Source organism: Kribbella sp. NBC_01505, assembly GCF_045040285.1.
GTDB lineage: Bacteria > Actinomycetota > Actinomycetes > Propionibacteriales > Kribbellaceae > Kribbella.
Genome location: NZ_CP109425.1, coordinates 1,594,683 through 1,614,073 on the forward strand (window position 1 = coordinate 1,594,683; position 19,391 = coordinate 1,614,073).

The following is a 19,391-nucleotide window of genomic DNA, read 5'->3' on the forward strand; positions in this document are numbered from 1 at the left end:
GACGGGATGACCGCAGCCCCGTCGACGACCGTCCCCCGGCTCTTCAGCGGTCCGTACCTGCCGCTCGCGCTGGGGGTGATCGGCCTCGTCACCCTGAGCGCCCTCGAGAACCGAGCCGTCGGTACGGCGTTGCCCACGATGGTGCACGAGTTCGACGCGCTCGGTAGTTTCGGGCTGGCCAACGCGGCTCCGAACGCGAGCTTCGTGTTCGCACTGGCGATCGCCGGACTCTGGTCGGATCGGCACGGACCGCTCCAGGCGCTGCGGCTGGGTGCGATCACGTTCGGGCTGGCCCAGTTGCTGGTCGGGTTCGCGGTGGCGATGCCGATGGTGATCGCCGGCCGGGTGCTGAGCGGGATCTCCGAGGGCCTGATCGATATATCCCTGCTCGTGCTGGTGGCCCGCACCCTGCCCGTCGCCCTGCGACCGCGGATGATGTCGCTGATCTCGGCGATGTGGGTGCTGCCCTCGATCTTCGGACCACTGCTGACCGGAGTCGTCACCGAGCACTTCGGCTGGCGGTGGGTGTTCCTGGGCGCTGTGGTCTTGCTGATCCCGACGTGGCTCCTGCTGCAGCCGGCGATCCGGCAGGCGCAACAGACACCAGAGCCGGAGCGCACCGCCGAGCACCTCGCCGAACTGGCCGCTTGGCGTACGGCGCTGCCGTGGGCGGCCGCGATCTCGATCGCACTGTTCACGTTGACGCTGACCGGTGATCACCTGCGCGCACATCGGATCCTCGGCGGCTCGGTGATCGTCGTCGCGCTTGTCGTCCTGGCCGTTGCGGCCGTCCGAGTGCTGCCGCGTGGCGCGTTCTTTGCCCAGCGTGGCTTCCCAGCAGTGGTCACAGTGCGCGGGCTCGGTGGTGCCGCCTTCACTGGCGTCAGTGTCTACCTGCCGCTGCTGCTCACCCTGCAGCACCACTACAGCCCATCCAAAGCCGGTGTGAGCCTGTCAGTCACCGGAGTGTTCTGGGCGCTGGGTTCCTGGCTGCAGGGACGTGAACACAGCTTCCAACGCGTCACCGTGCTGCGCGCTGGACTCGCACTGATGACAGTGGGCATCGCAGTCACCTCACTGCTGGCCTGGACCGACGCATCCGTCTGGTTCGGACTGTCCGGCTGGGCACTCGCGGGAATCGGCATGGGACTCAGCTGGTCGAGCCTCTCCGTGCTGACGCTCGACCTATCCGACTCCGGTAACTCCGGCCGCAACGCCAGTGCGTCCCAGATGGCCGCAGTGATGAGCATCGCGACCACAGTCGCCGTCACCGGCACCCTGCTGGCTCTGAACGCCGAGAACCCGCAGCCGTGGGTATTCGGCGTGATCGTCAGCACAGGCGCCGTACTGGCAGCTCTCGCACTGCTGTGTGCCGGACGGGTGCGCCAGAAGGTCTAGAGTGACCCGCATGGCTGAGCTGCTCACGGACGACCAGATCGATCTCGCGCTCCGCGACCTGATCCCGCTGTGGAAGGCCGTGGACAAGACGCTGGTGCGGACCGTCGAGCGAGACACCTTCCTGGACGGGATCCGCCTGGTCGCCACCGTCGCGCAGTTGGCCGAGGCGACGAACCACCACCCGGACATCGACATCCGCTACACCAAGATCACCTTCCGGGTCACCAGCCACGACGCGGGCGGCATCACCGAGGACGACCTGGTGCTCGCGCACCACATCGACACCGCGGCCGAATAAAGTTCCACAAGAAATAGGCACTGCGTACATCGGTTACCGTTGCCGGGTGACTTCCGTCGACGAGTACCGCCTGCTGGGATTCTCCGAAGAGGACCGGGAGGACGCCGAGAAGTTCGCGGCTGATCCGGCCGCCGTCGAGGACCTCGTCACCCAACTGCGGGCCGGCGTCGGCCATCAGGGCACCGAGCCGCAACTGCGGATGCCCGAGGACACCCGCAACACCGTCGCGGCGTTACTGGAGACGGTCCCGGAGATCCGGAAGTACCACGCGGAGCGCGGGATCCCCGACGACATCAGCTGGGCGACCCTGGCCGATCTCGGGCTGCAGTTGCAGGTCAGCCGACGGACGCACGGCGTGTACGGACTCGCAACGCATTGGTGGCTGACAATCCACTGGGCCGGTCAGATCTACGCGCTCGGACGGCTGCAGTACATGCTCTACCAAGTCACCGAGGACAAGCCGGTGCCGGGGACCGAGCCGGGTGAGTGGGTGCTCGGCGTCCACATCCCCGAGTCCGGGCCGATCACGCCGGAGCTCGTCGACGCGAGCATCGCGCAGGCCCGCGAGTTCTTCGCGCGGTACTTCACGGAGTACCCGATCAAGACCCTGACGCTGAACTCCTGGCTGCTCGATCCGTACCTGCTCGACAACCTGCCGCCCGAGTCGAACATGGTCCGCTTCGGTCGCCGGTTCACGCCGTACGGGACACCGACCGACAGCCAGGACAGCGCGATCTTCTTCACCTTCCGCAGCCACGATCTCGGCCGGCTGGACGAGTTCCCGCAGGACACCAGCCTGCAGCGGCTCGTGGTCGGCCGGATCAAACAGGGCGGCACCTGGCAGAACGCCAGCGGCTACAGCAAGTTCTAAGGCCGGTACTTCGCCAACCAGCTGGCCAGCTCGACGTTGCTGACGCACCGGACGTCACGCTGCTTGCAGGTCTCGGTGACGAACGTCGTCAGCGCATCCGAGTAGACGCTGTTGTTCCAGCGGTTGAAGTGGTTGCCGAGGAACAGCGGCGGATTGCCCTTCGCCCGCGACCGCGCGAGCGCCTGCCGGTACGTCGCCAGCACCTGCTCGCGCAGTTGCCGCACCTTGGCGGCCGGCGCGGTCCGGGCCTTGGTCTGGGCGTACCAGAGGTTGTAGTCCATCGTCAGCGTCTTCTTGCTCGTCCCCGCGAGCGTGACGTCCTGCAGCGGGAAGTTCCACAGCCCGTCGACCTTCGTCGGCCACTTGATGTAGCCGGTGGCCGAGGCGTCGTACAGCATGCCGCGCGCGTTCATCGCCCGCCGGTACGCCGCTCTGTTGCCTTCCAGGCACGGTGTCCGCATGCCCTTGACCGTGGCAGGGTCGAACGGAGCATGGACCGTCGTGCCGGCCGCGAGCCCGGGGCCGGTGCGAACCATCTGGTCGAAAGCGTTCAGCTCGTCGGTCCACTGAGCAGTGGTCCAGTCGCCAACGCCCTTCGGACCGCAGAAGTGACCGTTGACGTGGGTGCCGATCTCGTGGCCCTCGGCGATCGCCTCGCGGAGGATCGTCGTCCGCGCCGCGACGTTGGACGGGGTGCTCCAGCCGATGTCGGACGCACCGGGATTGTGGAAGGGCGGCTTGTAGTCGGTGCGGTGATCCGCGGGATACAGGTAAGGGCCGGAGAGGAAGAACGTCATCCGGGCGTCGACCTGCTTGGCCACCGTCCGCCAGTGGTGCCAGAGCGCGAGATCCCCGGCACCGTCGAAGGAGACGACCAGGAACAGCGGCGGCTTGCCGTTGGACAGCTTCGCCGGGAAGGACCGCGTCACCGGAGCCGCGGCGATCCCGGGCGGACCAGATGGCGTCGGAGTGGGAGTCGGGGTCTGCGAAGGCGTTGGGGTCGGCGAAGGCGTTGCCGATGGCGTTCGCGAAGGAGTCTGCGTCGGCGTAGCGCTGGGAGTCGTGCCTGATTGGCTCGGGGCTGGTTGCCCGTTGGGGGCAACGTCCGCACACCCGACCACCACCGCCGCCACGACCACAGCGGCGGCAACGAGATTCACTGCAGGCCTCACCACACCTCTACTGACGCATGCCGGGCAGCAGAGGTTGGGACGGGACACGCAGTGCTGCGAAAACCCACCCGGCGATCGTTAATCCGCTGTGATATTCAGAAGTCCCATTCGCAGATCCGGCTCATCCGCCGTACCGGAGGAATGACTCCGACGAAGCGGAACGCCAGCCGGGCCCCGAGAGGCAGCCGGGCGATCACGTCCGGCGAAGCCCACTGCATAGCGTCCAGACTGGAGACGAGGCGCAGGCCATAGCGCTCCAGTTCGCGGGGGTCGTCGATGCCCCAGTGGAGTTTCGCGTTCGTCCGACGGACCACCAGATTGATCGCCTGGGCCTTGACCCCGAAGTTGCTGAAGATGTCGCAGACGAGCCGGCCGGACGGGAACCGCTCGGCCAGGCGTCGTACCAGCTCTCCGCCGGCCTCGGGCATCAGGTACATGGTGAGACCTTCGGCGACGACGAGCGTCGGGCGGTCGGCGGGAACCTGGTCCAACCAGTCGAAGTCGGTGACCGACGAGCCGATCATCGTGTAGCTCGGGCGGGCCGGATAGAGCCGCTCCCGCAGGGCGATCACTTCGGGATAGTCCACGTCGTACCAGGCAACCGTGGGCGGCGGGTCGAGCCTCGAGACCCGCGTGTCCATGCCACAGCCGAGGTGCAGGACGCAGGCATCCGGGTGGTCGACCAGCCAGGCCTTGGCCAGGTTGTCGATGGTCAGCGCCCGGATCGCCACCGAGGTGGCGCCGTCCTGGCCCAGGCCGAGCCGGCTGAAGTCGTAGTCGATGCGCCGCACGGCCTCGTCGGCCGCGGTGTCGCCCAGGATCGGATCGGCCCGCCGGGCGTCCAGGGCCCGGCCGTAGAGCGTGCCGAGCATGGTTTCTTTCTCTTGGGTGAAGTGCACCTGCTCCATGCGAGACCCCCAGGTCTACACAACTTTCAGAAGTTTATGAAAGTAGCGTAGCGTGGAAGTCAGCTCGCGGCGAGCTTGGCGGCGCGACGCCGGTTGCTGACCCGGCGGGACGTCTCGATCACCAGCCCGATCACGAAGGCGAGCCCGAGGCTGAAGGCGAGCGCCTTGAGCGAGTCGTGCTCGAACGCGTCACCGCCGAGGTAGCCGAGCAGAGCGACGTACGTATAGGCGATCGTGACGCCGGCGAAGGTGAAGACGACGAACTTCTTGAACGAGTACCGCGTCGCGCCGGCGGTCAGGGTGGCGACCATCCGGGCACCGGGGATGTAGCGGACCGTCATCAGGATCAGGCCGCCGCGGCTGTGCAGCGCGCCGGAGACCTTGTCGTAGAGCTGCTGCCGCCGCTCCTGCCGCTTCATCCAGCGGTGCAGCCGGGGGCCGGAACCGCGGCCCAGGAAGTAACAGGCGCTCTCGCCGATGACCGAACCGACCATCGCGACCACGATCACGAGCAGCAGGTTCTGGTGGCCGGCGGCCGCGGCCATGCCGGCCGTGACGACCATTCCCTCGCTCGGAACGATCGGGAAGACGGCGTCGATCGCGGCGGCCAGGAAGAGGATCAGCAGCAGCCAGTGCGAAGCCATGGCCACGCCCAGCAGATGCCTCGCCAGTTCCAGGATGTCGGTCACCCGGCCCAGGATGCCAGGTCTGGGCAAGGGACCCACAATCCCACCGCTGTCATTCGACGTCGGTTCATACGCTGTTCAACCGCAGCCACTGCCGGTGGTCACAACAGAACGGGCAGTGTCCGGATGCCGTTGAGCAGGAAGCCCGGCGGGCGATCCGGCTCCTCGTCCGGGTCGGCCAGCCGGAGGTTCGGGAAGCGGTCGAAGAGCATCTCCAGCGCGATCCGGCCCTCCAGCCGGGCCAGCGGAGCGCCGAGGCAGTGGTGGATGCCGTGACCGAAGGCGAGGTGCGCGGAGTCGGGCCGGGTGATGTCGAACTCGTCCGGCCGGTCGACCTTGCGGCCGTCGCGGTTGGCCGGCAGCAGCGCGAACACGAGCACCTCCCCCGCCTCGAGCCGCTCACCGGCGATCTCGATCGGCGCACCGACGAAGTACGGGACGGTCACCTGCAGCGGGCCGTCGTACCGGAGTGTCTCTTCCACTACCGCAGGCAGCCGCTCCGGCTCCGAGCGCAGCAGCGCGAGCTGGTCGGGGTGCTCGAGCAGGGCGTAGGTGCCGTTGGTGATCAGGTTGACCGTGGTCTCGTGACCGGCCGACATGAGCAGGAAGATCATCGAGGTGAGCTCTTCCTCGCTCAGCCGGTCGCCGTCCTCCCGGACCGCAACCAGAGCCGACAGAAGGTCGTCGGCCGGCTCCTTGGTCTTGATCGCGATCTGCTCCTGGATGAGCGCGACGATCTGCCCGCTGGCCTCGATGTACTCGTCCGGAGTGTGCATCGGCGCGTTGACCGCCACCGAGGACCAGGTCCGGAACGACTCGCGGTGCTCGACCGGGATGCCGACCAGCTCGCAGATCACCGTGACCGGCAGCGGGTAGCTGAACAGGTCGACCAGGTCCGCGCCATCACCGACGGCCTCGATCCCGTCCAGCAACTCGCCCGCGATCTCGCGGATCCGTGGCTCCAGTTCGTCGATGCGGCGCCGGGTGAACGCCGCGGTGACAAGCTTGCGCAGCCGGGTGTGGTCCGGCGGGTTCATCAGCAGCATGTGCCGGTCGGTCCACCGCACCTGCTCCTCGGTCAGGAAGTCACGATGCGGACCCTCCATGCTCGACCGGATCACGTCCGGATGCGCGAGCAGGGCCCGCGTCTCGGCGTACCCGGTCACGAGGACGACCGGTACGCCGGTGAACAGGGTCAGGCGGCTGATCGGGCCCTGAGCGGCGAGCTCGGCGAACCCCTGCTGGCGGGCAGATCCCTTGGGCAGAAGAAATGGCTGCGTCACCTGAACAAGCCTACGGTCTTGACAGAACACTTCACCATTTGGTGAAGTGTCGGAGTGCTGACAACGACCTTCGGAGCGCTCGCGGATCCGACCCGGCTGGCGATCGTCGGGCGGCTGAGCCGCGGCGACGCGACCATGGGCGAGTTGGCCGAGCCGCACCGGATCACGCCGCCGGCGATGACCAAGCACGTCGGGGTGCTCGTCGAGGCCGGCCTGGTGAGCCGGCGGCGGGTCGGGCGGACGATGGTCTGCACGCTGCGGCCCGAGGCGCTCTCCGAGATGGAGCGCTGGCTCGACGACCTGACGGCGTACTGGAACAGCACAGTCGATCGACTGGAAGAACTCTTGCGAGGGGACAATGATGGAGACTGAGATCCGGATCGAAAGGGTGCTGTCGGCGACGATCGGCAGGGTGTACGACGCCTGGACCCGGGCCGAGCTGTTGATGCAGTGGTACTGCCCCAATCCTCAGCTGGAGCTGAAGGTGCAGGCCGACGTGCAGGTCGGTGGCGAGTACGTCGTCGAGATGGGTCCACATGTTGTGCGCGGCAACTACCTGGAGGTCGAGCCGCCGCACCGCCTGGTCTTCAGCTGGACCTGGGACTCGGCCCCGGACGAGCCGACCCGCGTGCAGGTCGACCTGTCCGAGGTTGCCGACGGCACCCTGATGGTTCTCAGCCACACCGGCTTCGCCACCGCCGAGGACGCCGCCAACCACCAGCTCGGCTGGGACCCCGAGATCGAACGCCTCACTGCTCTACTCCTCCCCACGCCTTGAGCACCCCTCAACCATTCCAACAGCCCCCACGTGACTGAACGGTGCTCAAAGCGCGCGCCCCCAGCGGCCTTGAGCACGCATCAACCATTCCGGCGGACTCCACATGGTCGAACGGTGCTCAAGGCGGGGTTAGTGCTCTACCGCTCGACCCCGTAGCCGGTCGAGGGTGAAGACGACCAGGACGGTGGCGACGAGGAGGACGAGGGCTTCGGCTGCGGCGGTGAAGGTCTGGCCGCGGTCGGAGAGGGCGAAGATGCTGACCGGGACGGTGCGCCAGGAGGCTGGGTAGACCATGACCGTGGCGCCGACCTCGCCCATCGACAGCGCGACCGAGAGTCCGGCGGCGGAGGCGATGGCGGGGCGGAGCATCGGGAGACGGACCTGCCACAACACCCGCGCCGGGGCGGCGCCGAGCGAGGCGGCGACATCGGCGTACGAGGGATCGACGCGCTGCAAGGCGGCGGCGACCGTTCCGTAGCTGAAGGCAACCATCAGGACGAGGTGCGCGATCACCACGATCCACTTGGTGCCGTTGAGCAGGATCGGCTCGCGGGAGAACGCGACGAGCAGCCCGAGGCCGACGACCACCGACGGCACGGCGATCGGCAGGTGATGCAACGCATCCGCTACTCGCGCTAGCGGGCCGGGTGCGCCGTGAGCTGCGAGTGCGCCCCAGGTGCCGACCACCACGGCGAGGAGTCCGCCGAGGAACGCGGTCTGCAGGCTGACGGACAGCGACGCGAGCTCGTCACCGGACAGCGCTTCTTGCAGGTGACTGGCCGTCGGGTTCGACGGCAGTACGCCGTTCCACGTGCCCGCGAAGGCGGCAGCGATCACCACCACGAACGGCGCCAGCACGAGGACACCGAACACAACCGCGAATGCGATCCACGTGAGTGCCTTGCCGGGCTTAGTCCAGACGAGCACGACGACCTCCGAGAGCCTTGCGCAGGACTGCATACAGGCCAAGGGACAGAACGATCTGTACGACGGCGATCGCGCACGCGGCCGGATAGTCGAACATCACGATGCCCTTGGTGTGCACGAGCATCGGCAACGTGGTCGTGCCTTTCGCACCGAGGAACAGCACGATGCCGAACTCGTTCAGGGTGAGCAACAGCGTCAAGCTGCCACCGGCAACCATCGCCGGACGAACCTCGGGCAGCACGACCTGGCGCAGTACCCGCCAGGGCCCGGCGCCCAGGCTCGCGGCCACATCCAACTGGGCCCGCGGCAACCGACTCATTGCCGCCAGCAACGGCCGCATCACGAACGGCGTGTAGAAGGTGATCTCGGCCAGTACGACGGCCCACGGGGTGGTGAGGAATCCACCGGTCCGCAGGATCCCCGCCGTACCGTAGATGAAGGTGAAGGACAGCGCGACCAGGAACGACGGGAGCGCGAGCATCGTGTCCACCAGGCTGGCGACGAGCCGCGCCCCGCGGAACGGTACGAAGCTGATCACCACGGCGAGGAACGTCCCGACCAAGAGGCAGCCGATCGTGGAGCAGACGGCGACCTGCACGGTCCGCACCAGCGCATCGCGGAACTCGACCGACCCGAGTACGTCGCCCCAAGCCGGCGCCGACTCAACCGCGACCAGCACCAGTGGGTAGACAACGAGTACGGCGATCAGCAGCACCGGAGGGATCAGCCACAACCACCGGCGTTCGCCCCGCGGCTGGTTGCTGACGACAATCGTCGTACTGAGGGTTTCGACGGCCATCAGCGGCGGTCCGCGGGGACCAGGCTGCAGGCCTCGGCCGGCAGCACCATCGACACGTGCGCACCGAGCGCCGGGACCTGGCGGTCAGCCGGCAGATCGATCCGCACGGACACGTCGGGCAGACCGTCGACCGTACACGTCAGCTGGTTGGACGAGCCGCGCCATTGGGTCGCGATGACACGTACCGGAACGCCTTCAGCACCGAGCCGGATCGCATGGGGGCGAATACAGAGCAGCTCCTTGCCCGGTGTCGACCGCACGCCCGGCAACACATGGCCGGCCACTTTCACATCCTCGCCGGACGTTTCCACTGGCAACAGGTTTGCACCACCGAGGAACGATGCGGTGAAGGCGGTCGGCGGGGTGGCGTAGAGCTCGGCGGCCGGGGCGATGTCGACCAGGCGGGCGTCCCGCATCACCGCGATCCGGTCCGCGAGCGCGAGCGCCTCGGACTGGTCGTGCGTGACATAGACGATCGCCACGTCCGGCACCTCGCGCCGGAGCTTCTGTAGTTCGCCGAGCATGTCGGCGCGCAACTGTGCGTCCAGCGCGGCCAACGGTTCGTCGAGCAGCAGCACCTTCGGCTGGATCGCCAGCGCCCGCGCGATCGCGACCCGCTGCTGCTGCCCACCGGACAGCTCGCGCGGGAACCTCTTCGCGTACGACGTCATGCCGACCATCGCGAGCATGTCCGCCACCCGCTTCGCCACCTCGGCCTTCGGCTTCCGGGCGGCCCGCAGCCCGAAGGCCACGTTGTCCGCAACTCTTAAGTGCGGAAACAGCGCGTACTGCTGAACGACCACCCCGATCCCCCGCTTCGCCGGCGGGAGATCCGTGACGTCCTGCCCAGCAAGCCGAATCCGCCCACTGCTCGGCCGGACGAACCCAGCCACGGCCTTCAACGCGGTCGACTTCCCCGAGCCGGACGGCCCGAGCAGGGCGACCGTTTCACCGGCCGCCACTGTCAGACTCAGCCCTTCCAGCGCAAGCGTCCGGCCGAAGTGCACCGAGACGTCGTCCAGCTGGACAGTCATCCCTGAACAGCCTTCGTGTAGGCGGAGACATCCGCATCAAGGTCCGTCAGTACGGCGGTCCAGTCCGGCGACCACGCCTCGACGCCGGTCATCGACTGCTGCACAGCCTGGAAGTTGGCGTCGGTCGGCTTCACATCCGACCGGGCCGGCAGACCGAAGGCGTCACTGGCCAGCGTCTGCTGGGCTTCCGAGGTCAGAAGGTATTCCATCAACTGCTTGCCCCCATCAGAGTTCGGCGCACCGGTCGCCAGGCCCATCACGTACGGCAGCGACAGCGTGACCTTCTTGCCGTCCGGGCCGGCCGGGAAGAAGATGCCGAATGCTGATTTGTCGACAGAGATCGACGCGAGGTTCATCTGAACGTCGCCGTTGGCAACCAACAGCTCGCCCTTGCTGACCTTCGGCTGCAGCTTGCCGGTCGACGCGGACGGGCCGACGTTGTTGGCCTCGAGCTTGTGCAGGTAGTCGAATGCGCCCTGCTTGCCGAGCACGTGCTGCAGCAGAAGCAGGACAGCGGTTCCATCGCCCGCCTGCCCCGGAGTCGAGTACTGCAGCTTGCCCTTGAACTTCGGATCCAGCAGCTCGTCGAACGTCTTCGGCGTACCGGCCTGCTTGTTGGCGATGAAGCACAGGTAGTTGTCCGCGACCGCGACGTAGTCGTCGGCCTTGACGCTCTTGACCTGCTCACTCCCCGGTACGGCGTACTTCTGCAGCAGGCCGTCCTTGGACGCCTTCTGGATGAACGGCGGCAGGGTGACCACGACATCGGCCTGCGGATTCGACTTCTCCTTGGCCAGCCGGGAGACGACCTCGCCGGACCCGGCCTCGACGGTCTGGACCTTGATCCCGGTCTTCGCGGTGAACGCCTCGAAGCGGGTCTTGTACCAATCGGCCAGGCCGTCGGCGGTGTAGACGGTGACGGTCTTGGCACCTTGAGTTGAGGCAGCGCCGGTGCCACCGCATCCGGCGGCAACAGCAGTGATGAGAGCAGCGGCGAGCAGGGTCTTGAGCTTCACTGTTCCGACCTTCAGGAGAGGAGTAGGCCCGGTAGATCCCGGACCGACGGAAGAACGTGCGTCGCACCCGCGGCCTGGAACTGATCCTTGCCATGGGCACCGGTGAGGACGCCGGCGACGATCCCGGCACCGGCCGCGATCCCCGTCGTCATGTCATACGCGGTGTCGCCGACCACGGCGACGTTCGCCACCGCGTCAGCTTTCAGATCCAGGACGGCTTTCAGAACCATGTCCGGATACGGTCGGCCGCGGCCGGCCTGGGCCGGGCACAGAGTCAGGTCGGCCAGCTCACGCCAGCCGAGGGCGGACAGGATGCGTTGCTGCGTGGTCTGGGCGAACCCGGTGGTCAGGCAGACCTTGATCCCCGCGTCCCGCAGCTGCCGGATCGCGTCTTCCGCACCCTCGATCGGCGCGCAGTGACCGTCGTCGACGAGAGCGCCGTACGCGGTCTCGAAGGCCTTGTTCGCCTGCTGGGCCGCTTCCTCGTCCGTGAGCAGCGCGCGGAAGACGGTGATCTTCGACTCGCCCATGGTGGCGCGGACGTGGTCGAGCATCCGGTCGTACTCCGGGCTGCCGGATTCGATGCCCTGGGCACCGATCGCGGCGGTGAAGGCACGCTCCACCAGTCCGTCGTCGGCGACCGTCGTACCGGCCATGTCGAGAACTGCCAGCTGGATCATCGGTCGATCTCCTCGAAGCTCATCTCGGCGATCGCCGGGGACATGGTCATGCCGCGGCCACCGGGACCGGTGACGAGGTGGACGCCGGACGCGACCTCCCGCCGTACGACGATGCCGTCGCCGCTCGGATCGGTCGCCTGGGAGTAGACGCCGGCCCAGCGCCGGGTGATCTTCGGCATCGGGCGGCCGAGGATGTCCTCGACGGTCTGGGTCAGATACTCGTACGGGTCGGACTGAACGTCGAAGTTGAACGGCTCGGCGTATTCGTGGGTGTCGCCGATGGTCAGACCGCCGTGCGTGCGCTGGACCATCAGGAGCTGCATCGCGTGCTGCTGCGCGATAGTTGCCTGCGGCTCCAAAGCCTCGACCGCGGAACCGCCGTACGCCGGGTAGTACCGGAAGCTGTCCGCATCCGCGACCGCCGTGGTCAGTTGCACGCCGAGCGGTTCGGTCTGCATCATCTGCAGCCGGACGCGCCGTACCGGAAGGTCTTCGGTGAGCTCGCGGATCAGGCCGCTGTGCCAGGCGCCGGTGCAGAGGAAGATCAGGTCGGCGCTGTGCGTCTCGTGGTGGTCGTCGGTGATCTCGCCACTGTCGACGGTCCGCACCTCTCTCCCACCGAGGAACTGGTAGCGCCCGGACTTCTCGAGCTCTTGGCGGAGCGCCGGGAGCACCTCGCGGGGCTCGACGATCGCATCGCGCTCACACCACAACGCACCCAACAAGGCGCCGCGCAACGCGGGGTTGCGGTCGCGGGTCTGCTCCGCGTCCAGCACCTGAAAGCCACGCTCCGCCGCGTCGGGCCGAGCCGCAGCCTCCTTGGCGACGGCCAGCTCCTCCTCCGTCCGGCAGACCGTGAGCGAACCGCTCGGCCGGAAGCTGATCCCCGAGACCCCGGCCCACAGGTCACGAGCCCGCTGCGCGCACTTGATCTCGGCACCGTCGGACCGGCCGCTGACCCAGACGAGCCCGAAGTTCCGCACACTCGCACCCCGAGCCTCGGCCTCCCGCTCGATCTGCAGCACCTCGTGCCCCCGCCGTACCGCCTCGCGCGCATGCATCGTCCCCAGCACACCGCCACCCACCACAACCACTCGCACCAGCGTCTCCCTCGTCTCGACCTGCATCCAGATTGGTCCGGACCAATGAAGGGAGCGTACGTCGCAAGCAACCACCCGGTGAACCCCAACCAAACACTTCCCCCCACCCCGCCAGCGGGTGGCGCCAACTGCCGGGGGTTTGGACACCGGGTGGAGGGCTTGAACAAGTTATGACCTGTCCAAGGCCACCGATTCCTGTTCAAACCCCCTGAACCGCCCCAAACGGCGAGGTCTGCGGGGACCTACTGCCACGGAGCGACAGTAGATCCGCGCAAAGCGGTCGATCGCGGCGTCGGGGTTACGGGCGGAGGGTGGCGCGGAAGCCGACGCGGTCGCCTCGGTAGAGGGAGCGAACGACCTCGATGGTGTGACCGTCGGTGTCGCGGGTCTGGCGGTGCAGGAGGAGCATCGGCAGCTGCTGGGTCGCCTTGAGCAGGTCGGCTTCGCGCGGGCTCGCGATCACCGTCTCGACCAGCTCCTCGCCTTCGCCGAAGACCACGCCGAGCTGATCGGTCAGGCAGCGGTACAGCGAGCCGGTCGGATCGAGGACGTCACGCAAGGTCGGGAAACGCGCCACCGACAGGTACGTCGTCTCGAGCCCGATCGGCTGCCCGTCCGCGGACAGGACCCGCTCCAGCTCGAACACCGAATCCCCCGGAGCGACCGCCAGCTGCTCGGCCAGTACGTCGTCCGCCGGGATCTCGTCGAACTTGACCACCTCACGCGCCGGGGTGTGACCCTGCGCCCGCAGGGCCTCGGTGTAGCTCACCAGCGCCAGCGGCTGGATGATCTTCGGCGTCGCGACGAACGTGCCCTGCCCTTGCCGGGCCCGGAGCCGTCCGTCCGCGATCAGCTCCCGGATCGCCTGCCGCATCGTCCACCGCGACACCCCGAAGTCCTTGGCCAGCACCCGCTCCGGGGGCAGGCCGGCACCCTCCCCCAGCTCCTCGACCAACTCGATCAGCCGGGTCTTGACCACGTAATGCAGCGGGACACTCACCCGCCGAGGATAGCGATCCGCAGCGCCACCAGGCCGCCGTACCGGGCCGTGAACAGGCCCCGGAAAAGGGTCGAGCCCCGGGCGGCAACCCGGGGCTCCTTCGGATGGATGGACAGTTGGCGGATCTCAGCTGCCGGACTTGCGCCGGAACTGGCGCTTCTGCTTGTCGTTGTGGGCCTCGCCGACGCCCTCCTTGCGGTTCCCCGACCCGGGGTGTGCCGCATGGTTGGCGTTCTTCTTCTCCAACGCTTCCCGGAACTTCTTCTGCAGATCGTCCGCCGGCTTGCTGGTGCCTTCGCTCATAACCGTCTCCTTCAAACCGTCAGGCGTTACGGGGCCACGTTATCCGAGTCTGCGGACCGTGAGCGACCGGAATACCGTCAGGCGGTCACCGGACATCCCGGCTGACGCAATCGGCATCCTCCGCGACGGGCCCGTTCAGATCGTGCTCGTACGCGAAATGGAAGCAGTCCCAGTGCATGCGCTCGAAGATCTCGTAGTCGTCCCGGCTCCCCTCGACCGGTTTCCCGCACCGCATGCACTCCTGCTCACCCATCCCCGCAAGGTATCCCAGCAGGCGAAAATCCCCGCCACCCCCGCCCCGCCCGCTGATAAATTCCACAACGTCCGAAGACCTGAGGTACGTGGTCGGCGTGTCTTTCGGACGTTATCCGAGAGAGGAGCCGGTATGCCGGTGAGTGGTGAGGCGTTGCTGGGAATCGCGCTGGTGGAGCTCGGGCTGGTGGTGATGCCGGGGCCGAACATGATCTATCTGGTCTCGCGGTCGATCGCCCAGGGCCGCCGGGCCGGGCTGACGTCGTTGGCCGGGGTCGGAGTCGGATTCCTGGTGTACTTGCTGGCGGCAAGCGCCGGGCTCGCGACGCTGTTCGCGCTGGTCCCGGAGATCTACATCGTGCTGAAGTTCGCCGGTGCCGCCTACCTGCTCTGGCTCGCCTGGAACGCGCTCCGCCCGGGCGGCAGCTCGGTCTTCGCTACCCAGGAGCTGGAACCGGACAGCCCCCGCAAGCTCTTCGGCATGGGTCTGCTGACCTGTCTGCTGAACCCGAAGATCGCGATCCTCTACATCTCGCTGCTCCCGCAGTTCCTGGATCCGGGTCGCGGCCACCTCGGTCTGCAGAGCCTGATCCTGGGCCTGACGCAGCTCGTGGTCGGCGTCGCGATGAACGCGGTCTTCATCATCACCGCCGGCTCGATCGCGGTGTTCCTGACCCGGCGCCCGACCTGGATGCGGATCCACCGCTACCTGACCGGTACGGCGCTCGCCGTGTTCGCCGTCCGCCTCGCCACCGAGCGTGCTCGCCCGCTGGCCACCACCTGATGCACGCCGGCCAACTGGAGGTCACCGTCCCGCTCGTTGAGCGGTTGATCCGGGCGCAGTTCCCGGAGTGGTCCGAGTACGGCGTGCGCGCGGTTCCGTCGCATGGGACGGTGAACGCGCTGTTCCGGATCGGCGATCGGTACGTCGCGCGGTTCCCGCTCCAGCCCGGCGGGCCCACGCGGGTTCGCCGGGAGCTCGAGGACGAGGCGGAGGCGGCTCGCCGGTTGCACGCGATCTCGCCGTACCCGACTCCCCTGCCGATCGCGCTCGGCGAGCCGGGCGACGGCTACCCGCTGCCGTGGGCCGTCTACACCTGGCTGGACGGGACGACGGCGTACGACGCGGATGTTGCCGGGTCGATGTCTTTCGCTGCGGACCTGGCGCGGTTCGTGCTGGCGCTCCGTGCCGAACCAACGGAGGGGCGGGTGTTCACCGGCGCTTGGCGCGGTGGGCTGCTCGCCTCCCAGGACGAGTCCGTCGCCGATGGGCTGGAGCGTAGTCGCGATCTGATCGACGTCGAGGCGCTCGCCCGGCTATGGGCCTCGCTGCGAGAGACGCCGCGGACCGAGGCCGACGTCTGGACGCATCGCGACCTGATGCCGGGGAACCTGCTGGCCGCGGACGGCCGGCTGGCCGGCGTGATCGACGTCGGTACGTTCACCGTCTCCGACCCGGCGATGGACTTGCAGCCCGCCTGGAATCTGCTGGATCCGGTCGCACGAGAAGCATTCCGTACGGCGCTCGCCAGCGACGACGCGGAGTGGCGGCGCGGGATGGGCTGGGCGTTTGCCCAAGCGATCGGTTGTCTCTGGTACTACGTCGAGACGAACCCCGTCATGTCTCGCACCGCCCATCACACGCTGGCCGCCCTACTCACTGCCGTCTAGCGACAAACACGAACTCCGCGCCCGGCCGGTCCGGCGCGTCCCGCACTTCATCGACCACGAAGCCGTCCAGCGACACTTCGTCCCGCTCGCGGAACCACAGCGTCGAGTCCGAGGTGAGTACGGCGCCGTCGGAGCTGAAGGTGTATGTGCCGCGGAAGCTCACGTACGGCAACTCGACCCGGGTCAGCTCGCCCCAGTTCGCCACTGTCTCGCCGCTCGGGAGCACGATCTCCCGGTAGGTCGTCTCACGGGTCCACTCCGCCCATTGCTCCCAGGCCCGGTTTGCCGGGTCCCGGGTCTCGAAGACGAAGCGGCCGCCTGGCTTCAACGTCGCCCGGATACCGGCCACTGTTGCCGACCACTCATCGTCGGTGCGGAAGACCTGCGCCACGTTCCCGGTCATCACGGCCAGGTCGACCTGTAGTGGAGGCAGCGTGGTCGCGTCACCGTGGATCCAGCGCACCCGATCCGCGAACTCCTTGCCCTTGGCAACCTCTAGTGAGGCCGCTGCTGGGTCGACGCCGATCACGTCGATGCCTCGCCCGGCCAGCAGGCAGGCGAGCTCGCCGGTTCCGCAGCCGACGTCCAGGACGCGCTCGGCGCCGAACTCGGTCACCATCGCCGCGTACGGTTCCAGGTCGTCGCGGACCGCCGGCTCCAGGGCGTCGTACACCGCTGCCAGCCGGGGGACCGCGAACAAGTCGTCGGCCATGAGCGCGAGGCTAGCCGCTGCGTTACGAGGTCGCACCTGTATATCGCCGGAGCCCGGCGCGCCAGGCGAGGCCGGCCAGCCCGGCCGCGACCACCGCGATAAGCAACCAACCGGTTAGTTGTGCCAGTCCGGCGCCGTTGAGCAACGCCGACGACGGCACCGCAGCGATCAGCGCCAGTGGGAACACATATGTCAGTGCGAACCGAATCGGCTTGGCGAATACATCCGTCGGATAGCGGCCGAGCTGCCACGCAGAGTGGTAGAACACGTCGAGCTGCAGCTTCGGAGCCCAGAACGCCAGGCAGGCCAGTAGCACACTCAGCGCCCACGTGACCACGAGCGCAGCCGCGGTGAGCACCAGCCAGCTCAGCACGCCGTCCGCGGTCGGGTTCGCCGGCGCCGTACCGATGCCCCAGCCGAGCACCACCGCGCCGAGTGCACACTCGATCAGGGCCAGCGGCGACGACAGCGACAGGCTCGCGAGGAACAGACTCGGTGCGGGCTGCAGCAGGTACGAGTCCAGCTTGCCGTTGCGAATCCCGTTGTCCGGGAACCACGAGAGGTTCGGATCGATGAACGCGGCCCGGAGGCCGGTGATCAGTTCGTAGGTCCCGATCAGCACCAGGAACTCCGCCTTCGACCAGCCGCCGATGGTCTCGGTGCGGGTGAACACGATCAGGACGGCGGCGATCGTCGTACCGAGGCCTGTGAACGCGAGGATCACGTCGAAGACCAGGTTGATCCGGAACGCCACGCTCCGGCGCAGTGACATCGAGAAGCCCGCTCCCAGCAGGCGCAGCAGCTTCACGATCCCACCGCCGTGTACCGCCGGACGCCGGCTCGCCAAACTGCCGCGACCGCCACCACCAGAACCACCACCCAACCAAGTTGATAGCCGAGCGAACCGTCGTACCGGCTTCCCGCCGCGATCTCCGCCGGCAGCCCGTGCATGCCGTAGAAGGGCAGCGCCTCGGCGACCCGGGCCCAGCCGTCGGGCAGCAGCGCGATCGGAGCCGCCGTACCGCCGAGCAGGAAACCGAGTTGGCTGCCGAAGGCAACGACCGAGTGCACGCGGTCGGTCCAGAACGCGGTCAGCGAGAGCAGGAACGTGAAGAGGAAGATCAGTACGGCGGCCAACGCGATCCCCGGGATCGCCAGCAGCACGGATCGCCAGGAGAAGGTGGTGTGCAGGGCGAGCGCGGTCACCAGCACGATCGGTGCCCCGAGCAACGTCAGCCAGCCGCGGATCGCGAGGTTCTCGCCGATGATGCCGAGGACAACCGGTTGCGGACGAAGCAGTTCGTGGCTGAGCGTTCCGTCGTACACGCGGTTGGAGAAGGTGTGCTGCTCGAACGACTCGGTCATCAGCGTGACGAGGATGATCGCGACGTAGTACGTCTTGATGGACGGATCATCCGGGTAGACCGCGGACCAGATGAACAGGCCGATCAGCGGGGCGATGACGGCCTGGACGACGAGCGTGAGCAGGAACCACCAGGCGCCGGACCACTCCAGCACCTGTTGCCGGATGCGAAACGTGAGCAGGGTCAGCGTTCTCATCACACGCCTTCCCGGTAGGCCTGGTCGATGACCTTCTCCAGCGGCGGTTCCTCGACGGCCAGGTCGATGACATCACCGTTCTGGAGAAGCCTGGCCGTGGTCTGCGCGACCTCGTCCCGGCGCACGCGCAGGTCCTGTACGCCGTCCCGCGTGGTGATGCGGATCAGCTTGTACGGCGAGAGCCGGGCGGACAGTTCGGCGAGCGGACCGTCGTACCCGATCTTGCCCTGGTCGATCAGGATCAGCCGCGGGCAAAGGGACGCGACGTCGGCCATGTAGTGGCTGGTCAGCAGCACGGTGGCGCCGGTCGTCCGCACGTAATCGGCGACGAACTCGCGAATCTGGCTGCCCGCGGTCACGTCGAGACCGATCGACGGCTCGTCGAGGAACAGCACCTCGGGCCGGTAGATCAGCGCCATCGCGAGCCCGACCCGCATCCGTTCGCCGAGGCTGAGCGCGCGGAGTTGACGATCCAGTTGCAGGTCTAGGAGCTCCTGGAGCTCGTCGAGGGTACGGCGGAAGTCGGGGCGCGCGACGTCGTACAGGAGCCGTTGGTACTCGAGGCTGTCCATCACCGTCAGCTCCTGCGAACCGCCAACCGGCTGGCTGCCGCGCACAAATGCGATCCGTTTCAGGAATGTGGACCGCCGCTGCCACGGGGTGTCGCCGAGGACGGTGACCCGGCCGGCGGACGGGTGCAGGATGCCGGACAGGATTTTCATGGTGGTCGTCTTGCCGGCTCCGTTCGGCCCGATGAAGCCGACCACCTCACCTTTCTCGATCGTGAAGGACACCTGATCGAGGGCTTGCACGGTCTTGTACTCGCGGCGTACCAGCGAACCCAGCGCCGCCCGCAGGCCGCCTTTGCGCACCGGAGCGCGGTAGGACATGGCGAGCTCATCCACTTCGACAACAGTCATCCCGCGACCGTAGGGACAAAACA

The 19,391-nt window shown here is 67.6% G+C and carries 24 protein-coding genes; 7 read left to right on the forward strand and 17 right to left on the reverse strand.

Features of this window, described 5'->3' with window-relative positions:
- Window positions 1–6: 6 nt before the first annotated feature.
- From OG474_RS07110 to OG474_RS07120, 3 genes are read left to right on the forward strand one after another with little or no spacing between them, the layout of a single operon-like run.
- Entirely contained in the window at window positions 7–1,398 is a 1,392-nt protein-coding gene (locus OG474_RS07110; protein WP_405061404.1) for an MFS transporter, read from the forward strand.
- Window positions 1,399–1,408: 10 nt separating this feature from the next.
- On the forward strand, window positions 1,409–1,696 hold the full coding sequence (locus OG474_RS07115) for a 4a-hydroxytetrahydrobiopterin dehydratase (RefSeq protein ID WP_405061405.1): 288 nt from the start codon (window positions 1,409–1,411) through the stop codon (window positions 1,694–1,696).
- Between the two features lie 46 nt (window positions 1,697–1,742).
- Window positions 1,743–2,567, forward strand: coding sequence for an acyltransferase domain-containing protein (locus OG474_RS07120; RefSeq protein WP_405061406.1), 825 nt, complete (start codon window positions 1,743–1,745; stop codon window positions 2,565–2,567).
- Here the strand turns inward: OG474_RS07120 and OG474_RS07125 are convergent.
- The 4 genes from OG474_RS07125 to OG474_RS07140 all read right to left on the reverse strand — a co-directional run bounded on the left by OG474_RS07125 (window position 2,564) and on the right by OG474_RS07140 (window position 6,616).
- Window positions 2,564–3,496 (reverse strand): hypothetical protein, encoded by a 933-nt coding sequence (locus OG474_RS07125; protein WP_405061407.1) that lies wholly within the window; start codon window positions 3,494–3,496, stop codon window positions 2,564–2,566. The two genes, OG474_RS07120 and OG474_RS07125, sit on opposite strands and share 4 nt — an antisense overlap.
- Window positions 3,497–3,834: 338 nt before the next feature.
- Window positions 3,835–4,647 (reverse strand): class I SAM-dependent methyltransferase, encoded by an 813-nt coding sequence (locus OG474_RS07130; RefSeq protein WP_405061408.1) that lies wholly within the window; start codon window positions 4,645–4,647, stop codon window positions 3,835–3,837.
- 59 nt (window positions 4,648–4,706) lie between these two features.
- A complete protein-coding gene (locus OG474_RS07135; protein WP_405061409.1) occupies window positions 4,707–5,336 on the reverse strand; it encodes a DedA family protein in 630 nt (209 codons plus the stop codon).
- A gap of 98 nt (window positions 5,337–5,434) precedes the next feature.
- Complete coding sequence (locus tag OG474_RS07140; protein WP_405061410.1) at window positions 5,435–6,616, reverse strand: cytochrome P450; 1,182 nt, start codon at window positions 6,614–6,616, stop codon at window positions 5,435–5,437.
- 54 nt (window positions 6,617–6,670) lie between these two features.
- Between OG474_RS07140 and OG474_RS07145 the strand changes: the two genes are divergently transcribed.
- Both OG474_RS07145 and OG474_RS07150 read left to right on the forward strand, forming a co-directional pair.
- Window positions 6,671–6,988, forward strand: coding sequence for an ArsR/SmtB family transcription factor (locus OG474_RS07145; protein WP_405061411.1), 318 nt, complete (start codon window positions 6,671–6,673; stop codon window positions 6,986–6,988).
- A complete protein-coding gene (locus tag OG474_RS07150; protein ID WP_405061412.1) occupies window positions 6,978–7,394 on the forward strand; it encodes an SRPBCC domain-containing protein in 417 nt (138 codons plus the stop codon). Before OG474_RS07145 ends, OG474_RS07150 begins: the two co-directional genes overlap by 11 nt.
- Before the next feature lie 129 nt (window positions 7,395–7,523).
- Here the strand turns inward: OG474_RS07150 and OG474_RS07155 are convergent, their stop codons facing one another.
- From OG474_RS07155 to OG474_RS07195, 9 genes are all read right to left on the reverse strand, one after another.
- Window positions 7,524–8,321, reverse strand: a complete 798-nt coding sequence (locus tag OG474_RS07155) for an ABC transporter permease (protein WP_405061413.1) — start codon at window positions 8,319–8,321, stop codon at window positions 7,524–7,526.
- Complete coding sequence (locus OG474_RS07160; protein ID WP_405061415.1) at window positions 8,305–9,120, reverse strand: 2-aminoethylphosphonate ABC transporter permease subunit; 816 nt, start codon at window positions 9,118–9,120, stop codon at window positions 8,305–8,307. The genes OG474_RS07155 and OG474_RS07160 overlap by 17 nt, the downstream gene beginning before the upstream one ends.
- Window positions 9,120–10,154, reverse strand: coding sequence for an ABC transporter ATP-binding protein (locus OG474_RS07165; protein ID WP_405061417.1), 1,035 nt, complete (start codon window positions 10,152–10,154; stop codon window positions 9,120–9,122). Before OG474_RS07165 ends, OG474_RS07160 begins: the two co-directional genes overlap by 1 nt.
- Window positions 10,151–11,170, reverse strand: a complete 1,020-nt coding sequence (locus tag OG474_RS07170; RefSeq protein WP_405061418.1) for a 2-aminoethylphosphonate ABC transporter substrate-binding protein — start codon at window positions 11,168–11,170, stop codon at window positions 10,151–10,153. Before OG474_RS07170 ends, OG474_RS07165 begins: the two co-directional genes overlap by 4 nt.
- Window positions 11,171–11,181: 11 nt before the next feature.
- Window positions 11,182–11,850, reverse strand: a complete 669-nt coding sequence (locus OG474_RS07175; RefSeq protein WP_405061419.1) for a phosphonatase-like hydrolase — start codon at window positions 11,848–11,850, stop codon at window positions 11,182–11,184.
- The gene (locus tag OG474_RS07180; RefSeq protein ID WP_405061420.1) at window positions 11,847–12,950 is read right to left on the reverse strand and encodes a TIGR03364 family FAD-dependent oxidoreductase; all 1,104 of its coding nucleotides are present in this window, start codon (window positions 12,948–12,950) and stop codon (window positions 11,847–11,849) included. The genes OG474_RS07175 and OG474_RS07180 overlap by 4 nt, the downstream gene beginning before the upstream one ends.
- A 298-nt stretch (window positions 12,951–13,248) precedes the next feature.
- A complete protein-coding gene (locus OG474_RS07185; RefSeq protein WP_405061421.1) occupies window positions 13,249–13,950 on the reverse strand; it encodes a GntR family transcriptional regulator in 702 nt (233 codons plus the stop codon).
- A gap of 126 nt (window positions 13,951–14,076) precedes the next feature.
- On the reverse strand, window positions 14,077–14,253 hold the full coding sequence (locus OG474_RS07190; RefSeq protein ID WP_405061422.1) for a DUF5302 domain-containing protein: 177 nt from the start codon (window positions 14,251–14,253) through the stop codon (window positions 14,077–14,079).
- An 85-nt stretch (window positions 14,254–14,338) separates the two neighbouring features.
- Window positions 14,339–14,506: a hypothetical protein gene (locus OG474_RS07195; protein ID WP_405061423.1), complete on the reverse strand. Its 168-nt coding sequence runs from the start codon at window positions 14,504–14,506 to the stop codon at window positions 14,339–14,341.
- A 132-nt stretch (window positions 14,507–14,638) separates the two neighbouring features.
- Here OG474_RS07195 and OG474_RS07200 point away from each other — a divergent pair, with 132 nt between their 5' ends.
- On the forward strand, window positions 14,639–15,289 hold the full coding sequence (locus OG474_RS07200) for a LysE family translocator (RefSeq protein WP_405061424.1): 651 nt from the start codon (window positions 14,639–14,641) through the stop codon (window positions 15,287–15,289).
- Entirely contained in the window at window positions 15,289–16,176 is an 888-nt protein-coding gene (locus OG474_RS07205; protein ID WP_405061425.1) for an aminoglycoside phosphotransferase family protein, read from the forward strand. Before OG474_RS07200 ends, OG474_RS07205 begins: the two co-directional genes overlap by 1 nt.
- Here OG474_RS07205 and OG474_RS07210 read toward each other — a convergent pair.
- Genes OG474_RS07210 through OG474_RS07225 form a run of 4 tightly spaced genes read right to left on the reverse strand, consistent with a single transcriptional unit; the run spans window position 16,163 to window position 19,368 of the window.
- Window positions 16,163–16,888, reverse strand: a complete 726-nt coding sequence (locus OG474_RS07210) for a class I SAM-dependent methyltransferase (protein WP_405061426.1) — start codon at window positions 16,886–16,888, stop codon at window positions 16,163–16,165. The two genes, OG474_RS07205 and OG474_RS07210, sit on opposite strands and share 14 nt — an antisense overlap.
- Window positions 16,889–16,910: 22 nt before the next feature.
- A complete protein-coding gene (locus tag OG474_RS07215; protein WP_405061427.1) occupies window positions 16,911–17,696 on the reverse strand; it encodes an ABC transporter permease in 786 nt (261 codons plus the stop codon).
- Window positions 17,693–18,448, reverse strand: coding sequence for an ABC-2 family transporter protein (locus OG474_RS07220; RefSeq protein WP_405061428.1), 756 nt, complete (start codon window positions 18,446–18,448; stop codon window positions 17,693–17,695). The genes OG474_RS07215 and OG474_RS07220 overlap by 4 nt, the downstream gene beginning before the upstream one ends.
- Window positions 18,448–19,368: an ATP-binding cassette domain-containing protein gene (locus OG474_RS07225; RefSeq protein WP_405061429.1), complete on the reverse strand. Its 921-nt coding sequence runs from the start codon at window positions 19,366–19,368 to the stop codon at window positions 18,448–18,450. Before OG474_RS07225 ends, OG474_RS07220 begins: the two co-directional genes overlap by 1 nt.
- Window positions 19,369–19,391 lie beyond the last annotated feature (23 nt).